This is a genomic window from Synechococcus sp. CBW1002 (assembly GCF_015840915.1).
Classification (GTDB): domain Bacteria; phylum Cyanobacteriota; class Cyanobacteriia; order PCC-6307; family Cyanobiaceae; genus CBW1002.
Map to the genome: position 1 here is coordinate 2,897,781 of NZ_CP060398.1, position 15,126 is coordinate 2,912,906.

Annotated in this window: 15 protein-coding genes; 10 read left to right on the forward strand and 5 right to left on the reverse strand. The window is 68.3% G+C overall.

The features are described from left to right. The first annotated feature begins 59 nt into the window (after positions 1-59). The 6 genes from hemN (at position 60) to H8F24_RS14375 (ending at position 5,044) form a co-directional block, all read left to right on the forward strand. Complete coding sequence (gene hemN / locus H8F24_RS14350; RefSeq protein ID WP_197170053.1) at positions 60-1,445, forward strand: oxygen-independent coproporphyrinogen III oxidase; 1,386 nt, start codon at positions 60-62, stop codon at positions 1,443-1,445. A gap of 51 nt (positions 1,446-1,496) precedes the next feature. Next, positions 1,497-2,048 (forward strand): hypothetical protein, encoded by a 552-nt coding sequence (locus H8F24_RS14355; protein ID WP_197170054.1) that lies wholly within the window; start codon positions 1,497-1,499, stop codon positions 2,046-2,048. Positions 2,049-2,104: 56 nt separating this feature from the next. After that, the gene (locus H8F24_RS14360; protein WP_197155035.1) at positions 2,105-2,797 is read left to right on the forward strand and encodes a DUF429 domain-containing protein; all 693 of its coding nucleotides are present in this window, start codon (positions 2,105-2,107) and stop codon (positions 2,795-2,797) included. A 71-nt stretch (positions 2,798-2,868) separates the two neighbouring features. Then, positions 2,869-3,342, forward strand: a complete 474-nt coding sequence (locus H8F24_RS14365; RefSeq protein WP_370594629.1) for a LexA family protein — start codon at positions 2,869-2,871, stop codon at positions 3,340-3,342. 10 nt (positions 3,343-3,352) lie between these two features. After that, entirely contained in the window at positions 3,353-4,666 is a 1,314-nt protein-coding gene (locus H8F24_RS14370) for a Y-family DNA polymerase (RefSeq protein ID WP_197155039.1), read from the forward strand. Between the two features lie 153 nt (positions 4,667-4,819). After that, positions 4,820-5,044 carry a Nif11 family protein gene (locus tag H8F24_RS14375; protein WP_231597858.1) on the forward strand — a complete coding sequence of 75 codons (225 nt, stop codon included), beginning with the start codon at positions 4,820-4,822 and terminating at the stop codon, positions 5,042-5,044. On the opposite strand, the gene H8F24_RS14380 is transcribed toward H8F24_RS14375, so the two are convergent. From H8F24_RS14380 to dnaG, 3 genes are read right to left on the reverse strand one after another with little or no spacing between them, the layout of a single operon-like run. Then, positions 5,021-6,010 carry a sensor domain-containing diguanylate cyclase gene (locus H8F24_RS14380; protein ID WP_197170055.1) on the reverse strand — a complete coding sequence of 330 codons (990 nt, stop codon included), beginning with the start codon at positions 6,008-6,010 and terminating at the stop codon, positions 5,021-5,023. The two genes, H8F24_RS14375 and H8F24_RS14380, sit on opposite strands and share 24 nt — an antisense overlap. A 49-nt stretch (positions 6,011-6,059) precedes the next feature. Then, a complete protein-coding gene (locus H8F24_RS14385; RefSeq protein WP_197155056.1) occupies positions 6,060-6,329 on the reverse strand; it encodes a hypothetical protein in 270 nt (89 codons plus the stop codon). A 43-nt stretch (positions 6,330-6,372) separates the two neighbouring features. After that, positions 6,373-8,526, reverse strand: a complete 2,154-nt coding sequence (gene dnaG, locus H8F24_RS14390) for a DNA primase (protein ID WP_197170056.1) — start codon at positions 8,524-8,526, stop codon at positions 6,373-6,375. A 196-nt stretch (positions 8,527-8,722) separates the two neighbouring features. Here dnaG and H8F24_RS14395 point away from each other — a divergent pair, with 196 nt between their 5' ends. Beyond that, positions 8,723-9,595, forward strand: coding sequence for a DMT family transporter (locus H8F24_RS14395; protein WP_197172374.1), 873 nt, complete (start codon positions 8,723-8,725; stop codon positions 9,593-9,595). Here H8F24_RS14395 and H8F24_RS14400 read toward each other — a convergent pair. After that, positions 9,543-10,007, reverse strand: coding sequence for a hypothetical protein (locus H8F24_RS14400; RefSeq protein WP_197172375.1), 465 nt, complete (start codon positions 10,005-10,007; stop codon positions 9,543-9,545). The two genes, H8F24_RS14395 and H8F24_RS14400, sit on opposite strands and share 53 nt — an antisense overlap. Before the next feature lie 24 nt (positions 10,008-10,031). Here H8F24_RS14400 and ruvA point away from each other — a divergent pair, with 24 nt between their 5' ends. The 3 genes from ruvA to H8F24_RS14415 all read left to right on the forward strand — a co-directional run bounded on the left by ruvA (position 10,032) and on the right by H8F24_RS14415 (position 11,548). Next, positions 10,032-10,733, forward strand: coding sequence for a Holliday junction branch migration protein RuvA (gene ruvA, locus H8F24_RS14405; RefSeq protein WP_197170057.1), 702 nt, complete (start codon positions 10,032-10,034; stop codon positions 10,731-10,733). An 89-nt stretch (positions 10,734-10,822) separates the two neighbouring features. Then, on the forward strand, positions 10,823-11,092 hold the full coding sequence (gene rpsO, locus H8F24_RS14410; RefSeq protein WP_197155070.1) for a 30S ribosomal protein S15: 270 nt from the start codon (positions 10,823-10,825) through the stop codon (positions 11,090-11,092). Positions 11,093-11,101: 9 nt separating this feature from the next. After that, positions 11,102-11,548 carry a PAM68 family protein gene (locus H8F24_RS14415; protein WP_197155072.1) on the forward strand — a complete coding sequence of 149 codons (447 nt, stop codon included), beginning with the start codon at positions 11,102-11,104 and terminating at the stop codon, positions 11,546-11,548. Positions 11,549-11,568: 20 nt separating this feature from the next. Here H8F24_RS14415 and H8F24_RS14420 read toward each other — a convergent pair whose 3' ends face one another. Continuing rightward, the gene (locus tag H8F24_RS14420; RefSeq protein ID WP_197170058.1) at positions 11,569-15,123 is read right to left on the reverse strand and encodes a DNA polymerase III subunit alpha; all 3,555 of its coding nucleotides are present in this window, start codon (positions 15,121-15,123) and stop codon (positions 11,569-11,571) included. Positions 15,124-15,126: the final 3 nt, after the last annotated feature.

Sequence of the window (15,126 nt, forward strand, 5' to 3'; positions counted from 1 at the left end):
TGTCCAGCCGTTCCCCATCCGCTCTCGCCGCACCCTTCGCTCCCCTAGCCCCCGATCTGATGACGTTCGCGCCATCCCGTTCCGTTTCTGCCACCAAGCCCTCGGTTTCCACCCCGATCGCGCTGCTGCTCAAGTACGACAAGCCGGTGCCGCGTTACACCAGCTACCCCACCGCCGCCGCCTTCTCGGAGGCGGTGGGCGCCGCCGATCTGGCGGCCCAGCTGGCCAGGCCCGCTGCCGAACCCCTGTCGCTGTATGTCCATGTGCCCTTCTGCCGCCATGCCTGCTGGTATTGCGGTTGCAACCGGGTCACCACCCAGGCCGGCTCCCGGGTGGTGGGCCCCTATCTGCAGGCGCTGGAGCGGGAGCTGCAGCTGATCGGGGCCGCCGCGGGCCAGCGGTGGCGGGTGGGGCAGCTGCACTGGGGCGGCGGCACCCCCAACTACCTCACGCCGGCGGAACAGGGGCAGCTGTGGGAGCTGCTGGATCAGCACTTCGATCTCGCCACCGATCTGGAGGCCTCGATCGAGGTGAATCCCGAGTTCCTCAGCCGTGACGAGCTGCTCGGCCTGCGCCGGCTCGGCTTCAATCGCATCAGCTTCGGCATCCAGGATGCCGATCCCGAGGTACAGAAGGCGGTCAATCGGGTGGTGCCCGTCGAGCAGCTCCGTCGGGCGATGGCCTGGATGCGGGAGGCCTCGTTCGAGAGCGTCAACGTGGATCTGATCTGCGGCCTGCCGCTGCAGACACCGGAGCGCTTCCGCACCACCCTGGAGCTGGTGCGGGAGCTGCGGCCCGATCGCATCTCCCTGTTCTCCTTCGCCTATCTGCCGCAGCAACTGCCCCTGCAGCGCAAGATCGCGGCCGAGGATCTGCCCAGCCAGCACCAGCGGCTGGCCATGCTGGAGTCCGCCAGCCAGCTGCTGGCCGCCGCCGGCTACGACGCCATCGGCATGGATCACTACGCCCTGGCGGGCGACAGCCTGGCGGTCGCGGCCCGCGAGGGCCGGCTGCACCGCAACTTCCAGGGCTACACCACCGGTGGTGAGCTCGATCTGCTGGGGGTGGGCCCCACGGCGATCAGCCAGTTCCCCCATCTGTTCAGCCAGAACCTGCGTGATCTGCGCGCCTACTACGCCGCGCTCGAGGCCGGTCGCCTGCCGGTGGAACGGGGCCTGGTGGTGCGCGATCCGGCGGTGCTGGAACGGCGCCGGCTGATTCAGGAGGTGATGTGCCGCTTCCGGGTTGCGCTGCCCCTGGAGGGTTTCGCGCAGGAGTGGCACGACCTTCAGGCCCTGGCCGCGGATGGCCTGGTGCAGCTGCAGCGCCAGGGCGATCAGGGCCTGGTCGAGGTCACGTCCCAGGGCCGCTGGCTGATCCGCTCGATCGCCGCGGTGTTCGATCCGGAGCAGCGCCGGCGTGCCAGCGGTTCCCGGCTGGTCTGACACCTGCGCGGCGGCCCGCCGTCAGGATGGCCTGGTCTGGCTGCCGGTGCGATGGCCCCTGCCTCCCCGTCAGCGCTGCCGGCCCCGGCAGCGCTGCCCTCCCTGGCGGATCTGGAACGCCGTGCCGCAGGCGGCGGCCTGCTTCTGCGCCTGCAGGTGTCCGACCGTCTGGGGATCCGGGGCCTGCGGGTGGTGGTGGCCCGGCCCCGGCCGCAGCAGCCTCCCCTGCTGCTGGGGGAGCTCAAGGGCTGGGCGCTCCCCACGGCCGCGGGCCTGCAGCTCGACACCATGCGGGTGCAGGGACAGGACACCGCCGCGGTGGGCCCCTTGATCTGGGCCGCCACCGGCGCCTGGGCCCTGGAGTGCACGCCCTGCCGCCAGGCGCGCCTGCTCGCCATCCGCGACGATCCGCGTCAGCACCGCCGCTTGGTGCGCTATTTCGAGCGACTTGGCTTCATGCCGCTGCGCGACCTCGGCGCCGGTCCGCTCGATCTTGCCCTGCGCCTGGTGTGGGGCGGGACGGGGTTGCTGATGCGCGGCGAGCTGGTGGAGGTGCTGCGGCGCAGCGTGCGGCGGCTGGAATGGATTGCCCCAGGGCCTTGAGGGCCGCGGCCAACAGCCGCGCGCCAGGATCGCCTCCCCAGCACGGACGGAACGGCATGCAGGGCTTGCGCGGGGTGGATGGCTGCCGGGCCGGCTGGCTGGCGGTGTCCTGCGAGGGACCGGGGGAGCCCGTCACCGCCCGGCTGTTCCCCTCCGCCCTTGAGCTGCTGGAGGGGCCGGGCTGGCAGCTCACCGCCATCGACATCCCCATCGGTCTGCCCGAAGCCGGGCCCCGCCGCTGCGATCGCGAAGCCCGCCGCCTGCTGGGCCCCCGCCGCAGCAGTGTCTTTTCAGCGCCCCTGCGCGGCGTGCTGGCCGCCACCAGCTACCCGGAGGCCTGTGCCTTGTCCCAGGCGGCCCAGGGTTGCAAACTCAGCAAGCAGGCGTTCCACATCCTCGCCAAGGTGCGCCAGGTGGACGCCTGGTTGCAGCGCGATCCAGGGCAGGCCCGCTGCCTGGTGGAGGTGCACCCGGAGCTGTGTTTCCGCGAGTGGAACGGTGGTGTGCCGATGCCGCACCCCAAGAAGAGCGCCGCCGGCGCCGCCGATCGCCTGGCCTTGGTGGAGCGGACCTTCCCGGGGGCGGCGGCCGCGATCCGCGCCCGTTTCCTGCGCCGCCAGGTGGCCGATGACGACATCCTCGATGCCCTGGCGGCCCTGTGGAGCGCCGCGCGCATCGAGGCCGGCACGGCCCTGCGCCTCGGCGGCGACCTCGACGGCACGGGCCTGCCGATGCAGATTCTGGTCTGAATCTGGTACAGATGAACTACTGTGAGCTGGTTCGGCTGGTTGCCGTGTCCGGATCCCGTCCCCGTTCCTGCTTGCCCGCTCCGCCACCCGCATCGCCACCCGCGCCGCCGCCGGAGCCGGCCGTTGCCGGGCCCTGGCGCCTGGAGCCGCAGCGCCCGCCGCTGGCCCTGCCCCTCGCCGCCGAGGCGGTGGCGGCCGGCTTCCCCAGCCCCGCGGACGATTACATGGAGGCGGCCATCGATCTCAACGAGGTGCTGATCCGCCATCCCAGCAGCACCTTTTTCCTGCGGGTCAGCGGTGATTCGATGATCGGGGCCGGCATTCACCACGGCGATCTGCTGATCGTGGATCGCAGCCTGGAACCGCGCCCCGGGCGGATTGTGGTGGCGGTGCTGGAGGGGGCCTTCACGCTCAAGCGCCTGGTGCGGCAGCAGGGGCGCTGGCTGCTGGAGGCGGCCCATCCGGCCTATCCGTTGCTGGAGCTGGGGGCGGCGGACGATGACCGGCTCTGGGGCGTGGCCATTCACGTGATCCACCCGCTCTGAGCGCTCTCCCATGGCCCTGGCCACGGTGCTGATCGACGCCAACAATTTCTACGCCTCCTGCGAGGCGGCCCTCGATCCCGCCGTGGCCGGCCGGCCGCTGGTGGTGCTCTCCAACAACGACGGCTGCATCGTGGCCCGCAGCGCCGCAGCGCGCAGCCTGGGCATTCCCATGGGCCAGCCCTATTTCCAGGTGCGTCGCGAGCTGGAGCGGCTGGGGGTGATCGTGCGCAGCTCCAATTACGCCCTCTATGCCGACATGAGCCAGCGGCTGATGGCCACGATCGAGCCCTGGGTGGAGGAGCTGGAGGTCTATTCGATCGACGAGGCCTTTGGTCGCCTGCATCGGCCTGCAGCCGGCGATCCCAGCGGCGCGGATCTCAGGCCTGGCGGTGATCTCACGAGTTGGGGGCGGCGGCTGCGGGCTCAGGTGCAGCGCCATCTCGGTCTGCCGGTGGCGGTGGGCATCGCGCCCACCAAGGTGCTGGCCAAGATCGCCAACCGTCTGGCCAAGGGCGATCCCCGCCACGGTGGGGTGTTCGATCTGGGGGCGGTGGCGGATCCTGACCCCTGGCTGGAATCCGTCGCCATCGAGGACGTCTGGGGCATCGGCCGCCAGCTGGCGCGTTGGTGCCGCCTGCGCGGCGTCGCCGATGCCCGCCAGCTGCGCGATCTGGCCAGCGGCGAGCTGCGCCGCCGGTGTGGCGTGGTGGGTCTGCGGCTGCAGGAGGAACTGCGCGGCCGGAGCTGTCTGCCCCTGGTGAGCCTGCCGCCGGCCAAGCAGGAAACCTGCGTCAGCCGCAGCTTCAGCCAGCCCGTCACCACGCTGACGGATCTGCGCGAGGCGATCGCCACCTATCTCAGCCGCGCCGCCGAGAAGCTGCGGCGTCAGCGGCAGCGGGCCGGGGCGATCACCGTGTTCGTGCGCAGCAGCCCCTTCGATGGCAGCCGCTTCTACAGCAATGCCGCCACGGTGCAGCTGCCCCTGGCCAGCAACGACACCGCCGTGCTGCTGGCCGCCGCCCTTCCCCTGGCCGAGCGTCTGTTCCGGCCCCACAAGCCGTTGCAGAAGGCCGGTGTGCTGCTGCAGCAGCTCCAGCCCCTCGAGCAGCTGCAGCACCATCTGCTGGCACCGATGCCGCTGGAGCAGCAGCAGCGCCGTGAGGCCCTTCTGGCCACGATCGATGCCCTGAACCGCCGCTACGGTCGAGGCACGGTGCAGTGGGCGGCCTGTGGCTTGCGGCCCGCCTGGATGATGCGCCGTTCCCGGCTCTCCCGTGCCGCCACCACGCGTCTGAGCGATCTGCCCTGGGTGCAGGCCGGCTGAACATCCAACCGAATCGTGACTGGCGGCCGCTGAGATCCGACCGGATGCGACTGGCGCTGGACTGGCGTGATGACACCGATAAGGTCGATGCATTCCGGAGCCCCTGAGTGACATCCGCTCCGGCCGAAATCCTTCTGGGAGGTTGTCATGAGCATGCAGAATCTTCACCGCCTGGTGGTGGATGCCGAGAGGGACGAGCGGATGCGTGCCCGTCTGCGCCGCTGCCGCAACACCGCCGATCTGATTCGCACGGCACGGCGTCTCGGCTATGGGATCAGCGCCGTCGATCTGAAACGTGCCCGCCAGGACGATCAGCGCAGTCGCGAGGTTGTAGCGCGGCAGGCGGTGGCTGGCTCAGTCAGCTCCCATCAGGCGTGAGATCTGGTCGCGGCCGTTGGTCTTGGCCAGATCCAGGGCATGTTCGGCGCGGTGCAGCAGATCGTTGAAGCTGGTGTCGCCGGCGGTGCGGCTGGTGAGTCCACCGCTGATCTGGAGCTGGTAGCCGGAATGGGAGAACACGCCAGGGAGGTGGTGAACGCTCTCGCGCAGTTGTTCGGCGATCTGCAGGGCGGAGTCACTGTCGCGCTCCAGCATCAGCAGTGCGAATTCGCTGTTCCCCATGCGCACCACCAGATCATGCTCCGGCAGCAGGCTGCGGCAGAGCTGGCTCACGTCGCGGAGCACCTGATCACCGGCGGGGTGGCCCCAGCGGTTGTTGATCAGGCGGAAATTGTCGAGGTCGATGCACAGAAGTGACAGGGGCAGGTCGTGCTGCAGCGCTCTCTCGAACTCCTTGGTGCCGAGTTTGTGCAGCAGGGTGCGCTGCGGCAGTCCGGTCACCGGACAGTGGTGACTCATCCGCCGGAGTTCGATCTCGCGCATCACCAGGTCGGCCAGCAGCTTCAGCTGATCGATCTGCTCAGGGCTGGGCTGGCGCGGTTCCCGGTCTATCACGCAGAGAGAGCCGAGCTTGTGCCCATCGGGCGTGCGTAGCGGCGCTCCGGCGTAGAAGCGGATGTGGGGATCGCCCGTGACCAGGGGATTGGTGGAGAAGCGCTCGTCGGCCAGGGCATCGGGCACCACCAGCACCTCGTCTCCGAGAATGGTGTGGCCGCAGAAGGCCTGCTCCCGCGGTGTTTCCCGCACCGTCAGGCCCTGACGGGAGAGAAACCACTGCCGATCGGCTTCCACCAGGGAGATCACGGCGATCGGAGTCTGGTAGAGGCTCCGGGCCAGGGTCAGAATCCGATCGAAGTGGGGATCATCGGCATGGCCCTTGAGATCGTGCCGCTCCAGATCACGCAGGCGCTCCTGTTCATCGGCAGGAATCGGAAAGCTGGCCATGGCGGTGCGGAGACAAACAGGGAGTGCCGGTGAGGCCGGAGGACGGCGATCAGAGCAGGTGGCCGTCCGGCGGCGTATCGCCAAGGGCCTCTCTGATCATGGCGGCGGTCACCGGCAGCGTCTCAAGTTCATCGGCGTTGTCGAGAAAGGCATCGAAGGAGGCGTAGCGGCGCACCATCGGTTCGGCGCCCGGCGCGGCGCAGGCCTGCTCCCAATCCTGATCATCCGGGCGAACGGCGGCAAAGCATTCCAGGGCCTCGGCCAGGTCGGCGCCGTCGCCGATCTGCTCGCCATGCCAGAGAACCTCGTAGAAGCCCATGGCGACACCATGCACGCTGTCTTCATTGTGAAGGCAGACAGCCTCAGGCCGGGCCCGAGGTCAGCTCCGATCTGGCTTCCCGGACCAGCTCCTCATAGCCGGCGCGGCGGCGGGCATCGAGCTGCTCGAGATAGCGACGCTCGTTGTAATAGAGGTCCTGGAAGCGCAGGGCGTCGCTGTTGAGCTCCGCGAACATGGCCTCGATGCGGCTCTCCATGTCCAGGGCGGCTTCCGCCGGAGCCGTGGCTCGTGCCGGATCCGTGGTTGCTGCTGTGCTGGCCTCTGCCGCTCCCGGCGGATTGGTGGCGGTGGGGGCATCGATGGGGTTCAGCAGGCGGGCGAGACAGCGTTCCAGAGTTTCCAGGTTCTGGGACCTCCAGGCATCGAGCAGGTGTCGGCAGCGCTTCAGGGCCCGCTGCCGCTCGAGCACGGCCGTGGTGCCACGCAGCTGCAGCTCGGGCTGGGCCAGGGCCATGCGATGCAGTTCGCAAGGTTCCAGCAGCGGCGTCAGACGGCTGAGCAGGGCGCTCTGCTCCACCACCAGCTGATCGCCCAGCAACCGTGGCAGATCCAGATCAGCCAGATCCTCTCCGCCATCACTGCCGCGGTTGATCGCCTCCAGCCGGCCGGCCCCGAGGTTGTCTTCCTCGAGGGCGCTGATCGCGGCCCAGAGCAGGCGATGGTGCTGCAGGGCGAAGTCTTCCAGGTCCCGTTGCCGCAGCTCCCGCCGGATCAGGGGACGGTGCAGCGGGCAGTGGAGGTAGAGCCGCAGCACCTCCGCCTCGGCCCGTTCCCGCAGTCCCGCTTCGCCGGGCTGCTCCCACTTCTGGGAGCGTCCGTGCCAGCGCTGGCCCTTCACCTGCTGGCGCAGGTCTTCCTCCAGCTGCAGGGCCAGGCGGGCCTGGCCGCCGCTGAGCCGCTCCGCCACCTGCTGCAGGTAGTGGCTGCGCACGGCGCTCTGGGGGAGTTTGCCGAGCAGTTCCACCAGGCCAGCCACCGCCTGCTGGAACTGGTCGGCCCGGGCGAGATCGCGGTCGGCCAGCACCTGCTCGATCTGCCAGTCGAGCCAGAGGGGCGCGGCTTCCAGCAGGGCGCGGTACTCGCCGGGGCCGTGCTGCCTGAGGAACTCGTCGGGATCCTTGCCGGCGGGCAGGTGCAGCACGCGCAGCTCCAGCTGCCCCTGCAGGGCCAGCTGCTCCACTTCGCCGATCGCCCGCTGGGCGGCCCGCACGCCGGCGCCGTCGCTGTCGAAATTGAGGATCAGCCGCTTGCTGTCGCAGCCGCGGCAGATCTGGGTGATCTGCTGACTGCTCAACGCTGTCCCCAGGGCCGCCACCGCATTGGTGATGCCGGCCGCATGGAGGGCGATCACATCGAAATAGCCCTCCACCACCACCGCCTGGTCGTCCTTGCGGATCGCGGCGGTGGCCCGGTCGAGGCCGAACAGATGCTTGCCCTTCTCGAACACCTCCGTTTCCGGGGAGTTGAGGTACTTCGGTTCGCCGCCATCGAGGCTGCGGCCACCGAAGCCGATCACCCGGCCCTGGCGGTCCTTGATCGGCACCATCACGCGATGGCGGAAGCGGTCGTAGAAGCCCTCACCGCCCTTGCGGGCCACCACCATCCCGGCGGCCTCCAGCAGATCCACCCCAAGGCCCTCCACCTGCTGCAGGTGGGTGAGCAGACCGTCCCAACGGTCCGGGGCGTAGCCCAGCTCGAAGGTCTCGAGAGTGCCTTCGCTGAGGCCGCGATTGTCCTTGAGGTAGGCGAGGGCCGCGGCGCCCTCGGGACTGCGCAGCTGGCTGCGGAACCAGCCCGCCGCCAGGGTGAGCACCCGATGCAGCTGCTCACGGCGGGACAGCTGCTTGCGCAGCCGTTCCTGCTGGGGTCCGTCGACGGTCTCGATCGGCAGCTGATACTTGCGCGCCAGCTCCAGCACCACATCGCCGAAGCTCTGGCGCTGCAGTTCCATCAGGAACTTGATGGCGTTGCCGCCGGCACCGCAGGAGAAGCAGTAATAGAACTGCTTGGCCGGCGACACCGTCATCGACGGTGATTTGTCGTCGTGGAAGGGGCAGATCCCCACGAACTCGCGCCCCTTCTTCTTGAGCACCACGTGCTCGCCGACCACATCGACGATGTCGGCCCGTTCCTTGACGGCCTCGATCGTGCGGGGGTGGAGGCGGGGCAGGCTCAAGGAAAAGGCGGAGGGGGAAAGGAGAGAGGAGGGAGGAGAGAGACTGAGGGCGATTCTGCAGGGATCAGGAGGGAGCCGCTGCCGTTTCGATGGCACAGCCTGGCTGCAGAGTGCGATCCTGAGCAGCCCGCCAGGGACACTCGTGCGCGTTCTGCCGCTGGGGTCAACCCCGATCGAGGCCGCCGCCGTGCGGGCGATGCTGCTCAGCGCCCTGAGCTTCAGCCTGATGGGGGTGTGCGTCAAGCAGGTGGGCGCCCGCATCCCCGCCGCCGAGGTGGTGCTGGCCCGGGCGCTGCTGAGCGTGGCCCTGAGCTGGTGGTTGCTGCGCCGCGCCGACATCGACCCCTGGGGCCGCCGGCGTGGCCTGCTGATCGTGCGGGGGGCCATCGGCACCCTGGCGCTGCTGTGCGTCTACGCGGCCCTGGCGGCGCTGCCGCTCGCTTCAGCCACGGTGCTGCAGTACCTCTACCCCACCTTCACCGCCCTGCTGGCCTGGCTGGCCCTGGGGGAGCGGATCGGCCGGCGCGTGCTGGCGGCCATGGCGGTGGGCTGGCTGGGGGTGCTGCTGGTGGCCCAGCCGGCGGCGCTGCTGGGCGGGATGGGCCGGGCCTCCGCCCCTTCCCTGCCGCTGATTCCGGTGCTGATCGCCCTGGCCGGAGCCCTGTGCACTGCCCTGGCCTACGTGAGCGTGCGCCAGCTGGGCCGCAGTGAGCATCCCCTGGTGATCGTGTTCTATTTCCCCCTGGTGGCCGTGCCCCTGAGCCTGCCGCTGGTGGCGCTCGATCCGGTGATGCCCACGCCGGTGGAGCTGCTCTGGCTGGTGGGGGTCGGACTGTTCACCCAGCTGGGCCAGGTGTGGCTCACCCGGGGCCTCACCGCCCTGCCGGCGGCCACGGCCACGGCGATCAGCTACGCCCAGGTGGTGTTCGCCGGGCTCTGGGGCTGGCTCATCTTCCAGGAGGGGATCGATGGCTGGACGCTCCTGGGCGCGGCCCTGGTGCTGCTGGCCACCCTGCTCAGCCTGAGCGGCCGTTCAGAGGCAGGGGGTAGGTCAGCCAGTCCTGGTTGAGACCGTCGCTGCTGCCGGTCGGTTGGGCCAGCCGCCAGCTCTGGCCCCGCTCGCCCCGCTGCAGATAGAGATCGAAGGGGGTATCGACCCGGATGGGATCGCCGGCCAGGCGCCAGTCGAAACGGCCGTTGAGGTGCAGGCCCTTGGCCTCGCCGATGGCCAGGCTTTCCTGGTGCTCCACCCGCACCCGGCTCACCTCGGGCGGGCCGGCCGGCTCCAGGGCCAGGGCCTGGGCAATGGCTCCCTGGGTGAGGTCGATCTGCAGGCCCAGGGCGCTGAGCAGCACCGATCGCGGCGGCTGCCCCACGCCGCCACATCCCCCCAGGCTCAGCGGCAGCAGCAGCGCCAGCAGGATCAGGCTGCCTGTGAGCAGCCGGCGCAACTGCGAGGGGGGTGGCAGGGCGGGCAGCATGGGGGCGACGAAGCGAGCTTCCCCATGATCGGTTGGCTGCAAGGGCAGGTGAGCGATCCCTGGCAGCAGGGGGCGCGCTGCGGATTGCTGCTGCTCTGCCAGGGCGTGGGCTATGAGGTGCAACTGAGCCAGCGGCACTGGCGGGAGCTGCCGTCGGCTGGGTCGCGGCTCAGCCTGCACATCCATCACGCCATCCGGGACGATGCCTGGACGCTCTACGGCTTCCCCCAACGGCAGGAGCGCGACCTGTTCCGAGAGCTGGTGGCCGTGAGTGGCGTGGGCCCGCAGATGGCCCTGGGGTTGCTGGGTGCGATGGCGGCCGAGGAGCTGGCCCGCGCCATCGTCCAGGCGGATCTGCGCCAGCTCAGCAGTGCCCCCGGGGTGGGCAAGCGCACGGCGGAGCGGTTGTCGGTGGAACTGCGGAGCCGTTTGCAGGAGCGCTTCGCTGACCTGCTGGACGGCGTGGTGGATGGCTTCGACGACTGGGCGGAGAGTCCGACCGCTGGAGCGGAGGGCGCGGCGACGGCCCTGGTCGCGTCCACCCGCAGCGAGGTGGAGCAGACGCTCGAGGCCCTCGGTTATGAGGTGCTGGAGATTCACCGGGCCCTGCGGGCCGTGGCGGCCAGTGATGCCGCCGCTGTTGCCCAGGGCGAGCTCGGCCTCTGCGGCGACGCCGAGACCTGGCTGGCGGCCTGCCTGCGCTGGCTGTCGCGGCCAGCGGCCTGATCAAAACAGGGAAGGAATGGCCTGCCAGAGAGCTGTTCTGCCGGAAGGTAGGGTAGATGTTTGTTCGTTACGGGCCAGACGCCGCCCCCATGCCGCTCAACACCATCCAGAAGCAGGAACTGATCAACAGCCATCAGACCCACGGCACCGACACGGGTTCGGTCGAAGTGCAGGTGGCGATGCTGAGCGAGCGCATCAGTCAGCTCAGCGGACACCTGCAGAAGAACATCCACGATTTCTCCTCCCGCCAGGGTCTGCTGAAGATGATCGGTCGCCGCAAGCGGCTGCTCGCCTACCTGCGCAGCAACAGCGAGGATCGCTACACCTCTCTGATCGCCACCCTCGGCATCCGCGGCTGAGGTCTCGCCATGGCCCGCCAGGGACAGCCCAAGCCGTTTGAGCCCCGCGGGTCCAGGAAGCCTGCAAAGGCCACTGCCAAATCCTCAATCAGCCCTAAAGCCTCGGGCAGCGCCAAAGCCTCCCGTGGTCAGCAGGCCATTCCTGAGATGGTGGCTAATCGCATGGCCCGTCGTATCGCCATTGCCACCGGCATTCCCTCCGCTCTTGGCATGGGGGTGTTCGTGGCCAGTTATTTTCTGGTCAGCCGAGGTGTGGTGGACATCGCTCCCGCCCTCACCCTGGTGACTTCCGGAGCGTTTTTCCTGCTGGGTCTGGTCGGCCTGAGCTACGGCGTTCTGTCTTCCAGCTGGGAAGATGTGCCGGGCAGCCTGCTGGGGCTGGAGCAGATCCGCGTCAATCTCGGACGACTGCGTCAGTCTGTGCGGGCCATGCGTCAGGGCAGCCCGGCTGAGTGAGGTCCTACCCGCCTTGAGTCCTACCCCGCCTTGAGGGGAGAGCGCAACGTCGCTCGGAAGTCTGCCGAGCCCAGGGTGGCGACGGCAGCTTCTGCATCGGCCACACAGAACTGGTGGCCCAGGCGCACATAGAGGGTTTTCTCGGCCTGTCGCACCACCGCCACCACCGGCACCCGCAACCCCGCTTCGTCCTGGGGCGGACGGTGGCGCTGCAGACATTCGCGCAGCCGATGCTGCACACCAATGTCGGCAGCGGCCTCGGCGGGCAGCTCCACCAGCAGCAGTTGCAGGTCTTCGATGCTGCGACAGTCGTCCACGATCAGCTGAACCCGGTCGTCGCGCCGGTCGATCGAGCCCCAGATCAGCAGCCGCGCATCCACCATCAGGTGATCGGCGAGCCGCGCGTAGCTCTTGGGGAACACCACCGCCTCGCAACTGCCGGTGAGATCCTCCAGCTGCAGGACCGCCATGCGATCGCCCTTGCGGGTGGTGACCTGACGCAGCTCCGGCACCATCACCACCGCACTCACCTTGGCCTTGTCCGCCTGCTCCTCCAGGGCCGCCAGGCTCACCGGTGACAGCAACTTCACCTGCTGGGCCAGCTGCTTGAGCGGGTGGTCGGACAGATAGAACCCCACCAGATCCTTTTCCAGCCGCAGCTTCTCGGTGGGGGGATAGTCCTTCACGGGGGCCGCCTTGGGGGCGGTGCTGAGGTCGCTGCCCGTCGAACCGCCGGCTGCGGTGCTGTCTTGCGCGGCACCACCACTGGCCAGGCCACCACCGAGCAGGTCGAACAGATTGCCCTGGCCGCTGGCCCGGTCCTTGGCGCGGGAACTGGCCCAGTCGAGCACCAGATCCAGATCCGCCATCAGCTGGGCCCGGTTGGCGCTGGGTTCGAGCGCGTCGAGAGCACCGCAGTGGATCAGGGCCTCCAGAGCGCGGCGGTTGAGCTGCTGGGAGGGGATCCGGTCGCAGAGATCCGCCAGGGAGCGGAAGGCTCCATCGCTGCCGCGGGCCTCAAGCAACTGGCGGATGGCGCCATCGCCGAGGTTGCGCACGGCCGAGAGGCCGAAGAGGATGCGATCACCCACGGGGGTGAAATCGATGCCGGAGGCATTCACATCCGGCGGCATCACTTCGATGCCCATGGCGTTGCAGTTGGCGATGTAGCGCTGCACCTTGCTGCTGTCGCCGGCATTCACCGTGAGCAGCGCCGCCATGTAGGCCACCGGGTAGTGGGCCTTGAGATAGGCGGTCTGGTAGGTCACCGCGCCGTAGGCGGTGGAGTGGCTCTTGTTGAAGCAGTATTCGGCGAACAGCACCATCTGCTCAAACAGCGCTTCGGCGAGCTTCGGATCGACTCCGCGTTCCGTGGCACCCTGCACGAAGAGGCTCTGGTGCTTTTCCATCTCGCTCTTTTTCTTCTTGCCCATCGCCCGCCGCAGCAGATCGGCCTCACCGAGGGAGTAGCCGGCCAGGTCCTGGGCGATCTTCATGATCTGCTCCTGATAGACCATGATCCCGTAGGTTTCGTTCAGAATCGGCTTCAGGGTCTCGTGGGCGAAGTCGATCGCTTCGCGGCCATGCTTGCGGTTGATGAATTTGGGGATCAGGCCCGCATCCAGAGGCCCTGGTCGGTACAGGGCCAGGATCGAGGAGATGTCTTCAAGGGATGAGGGCTTGAGGTCGCGCACGATCTGCCGCATACCGCTCGATTCCAGCTGGAAGATGCCCTCCAGATCTCCGCGGGCCAGCAGCGCGAAGGTGCCTTCATCGGCGGGCGGCAGATCGTCGGGATCGATGCGTTCGCCACAGCTCTGCTGCACCAGATCGAGCGTCTTCTCGATCATGGTGAGATTCTTGAGGCCGAGGAAGTCCATCTTCAGCAGCCCCATCGACTCCACATCCTCCATGAAGTACTGGGTGATCACCTGACCATCGTTGTTCCGCTGCAGTGGCACCAGCTCATCGAGGGGATCGGCGGCGATCACAACGCCCGCGGCATGGACGCCGAAGGTCTTGTTGGTGCCTTCGATCCGGCGGGCCAGATCCACCCAGTGCTTCACCTTCGGGTCGTTCTCGTACTTCTCGCGGAACTCCGGCGCCGGTGATTCGGGTCCGATCATCTCCTTCAGCTTGGCGGGTTTACCCCGCACCACCGGGATCAGCTTCGCCAGGCGGTCGGCTTCGCCATAGGGAATGTCGAGCACGCGGGCCACGTCCTTGAGCACCGCCTTCGAGGTCATGCGGTTGAAGGTGATGATCTGCGCCACCTTCTCCTCGCCGTAGCGGCGGGTCACGTACTCGATCACCTCACCGCGGCGCTCGATGCAGAAGTCGGTGTCAATATCCGGCATTGACTTGCGTTCCGGGTTGAGGAAGCGCTCGAACAGCAGACCGTTGGTGACCGGGTCGATGTTGGTGATCCCCAGGGCGTAGGCCACCAGGGATCCGGCGGCCGATCCCCGCCCCGGACCCACTGGGATGCCGTTGTCTCGGGCGAAGCGGATGTAGTCCCACACCACCAGGAAGTAGGTGGGGAAGCCCATCTGCTCCATCACCTGCAGTTCGAAGGCGAGGCGCTCGCCGTAGGTGGGATCGAAGCCGTCTCCCTCGGCCAGCTTCAGCCGCGCCCGCAGGCCCTGCTCAGCCACGGCGGTGAGATAGCTCACGGCCGTGTGCCCCTCCGGGATCGGAAAGCGGGGCATCTGGTAGCGGCCGAGGATGTCGTAGTCCTCCACTTTGTCGGCCACCTTGGCGGTGTTGGCGATCGCCGCCTCGATCACCGCCGGCTCGAGGTGATCGCTGAAGAGCTGGCGCATTTCCGCCTCGCTCTTGATGTATTCGGTGCCGGTGTAGCGCAGCCGCTTCTCGTCGGTGATCAGCTTGCCGGTGAGCACGCAGAGCAGCGCATCGTGCGCTTCCACATCCCCCACGCTGAGGTAGTGGGCATCGTTGGTGGCCACCAGCGGAATTCCCAGCTCGGCACCGATCGCGGCGATGCCGGTATTGACGATCCGGTCTTCGATGCCGCCGTGGTCCTGGATCTCGAGGTAGAAATCGTCTCCGAAGACGCTCTGGTACCAGCCCGCCACCTCCCGCGCCACATCGGGCCGGCCCCGCAGGATCGCCTGGGGGATTTCGCCGCCGAGGCAGGCGGTAGCCACGATCAGTCCCTCGCTGTATAGCTGCAGCAGCTGCTTGTCGATGCAGGCGCGTGAAAAGATGCCGCGGCCTCGCATGCCGCGCAGGTGGCTGATGCTGGTGAGCTTCACCAGGTTGCGGTAGCCGGTGGCGTTCTTGGCCAGCACCACCAGGTGGTAACGGCGCTCCTTCTTCGGCTGTGGATCCTCGATCGAACCGTTGATCACATACATCTCATTGCCGATGATCGGCTTGATGCCGGCGCCCTTGCAGAGCTTCAGCAGCTCGATCGCGCCGTACATCACACCGTGATCTGTGAGGGCCAGGGCGGGCATACCCAGCTCCACAGCCCTCTCCACCATCGCCGGCAGCTGACTGGCCCCGTCCAGCAGGCTGTAGTCGCTGTGGTTGTGGAGAGGGACGAAGGCCAAGGG

Excerpts from the sequence above, each read along its gene's own strand:
- hemN (WP_197170053.1), top strand. The coding sequence starts at position 60 with ATGACGTTCGCGCCATCCCGTTCCGTTTCTGCCACCAAGCCCTCGGTT.
- H8F24_RS14355 (WP_197170054.1), top strand. The coding sequence starts at position 1,497 with ATGGCCCCTGCCTCCCCGTCAGCGCTGCCGGCCCCGGCAGCGCTGCCC.
- H8F24_RS14360 (WP_197155035.1), top strand. The coding sequence starts at position 2,105 with ATGCAGGGCTTGCGCGGGGTGGATGGCTGCCGGGCCGGCTGGCTGGCG.
- H8F24_RS14370 (WP_197155039.1), top strand. The coding sequence starts at position 3,353 with ATGGCCCTGGCCACGGTGCTGATCGACGCCAACAATTTCTACGCCTCC.
- H8F24_RS14375 (WP_231597858.1), top strand. The coding sequence starts at position 4,820 with ATGCAGAATCTTCACCGCCTGGTGGTGGATGCCGAGAGGGACGAGCGG.
- H8F24_RS14380 (WP_197170055.1), bottom strand. The coding sequence starts at position 6,010 with ATGGCCAGCTTTCCGATTCCTGCCGATGAACAGGAGCGCCTGCGTGAT.
- H8F24_RS14385 (WP_197155056.1), bottom strand. The coding sequence starts at position 6,329 with ATGGGCTTCTACGAGGTTCTCTGGCATGGCGAGCAGATCGGCGACGGC.
- H8F24_RS14395 (WP_197172374.1), top strand. The coding sequence starts at position 8,723 with ATGCTGCTCAGCGCCCTGAGCTTCAGCCTGATGGGGGTGTGCGTCAAG.
- H8F24_RS14400 (WP_197172375.1), bottom strand. The coding sequence starts at position 10,007 with ATGCTGCCCGCCCTGCCACCCCCCTCGCAGTTGCGCCGGCTGCTCACA.
- ruvA (WP_197170057.1), top strand. The coding sequence starts at position 10,032 with ATGATCGGTTGGCTGCAAGGGCAGGTGAGCGATCCCTGGCAGCAGGGG.
- rpsO (WP_197155070.1), top strand. The coding sequence starts at position 10,823 with ATGCCGCTCAACACCATCCAGAAGCAGGAACTGATCAACAGCCATCAG.
- H8F24_RS14415 (WP_197155072.1), top strand. The coding sequence starts at position 11,102 with ATGGCCCGCCAGGGACAGCCCAAGCCGTTTGAGCCCCGCGGGTCCAGG.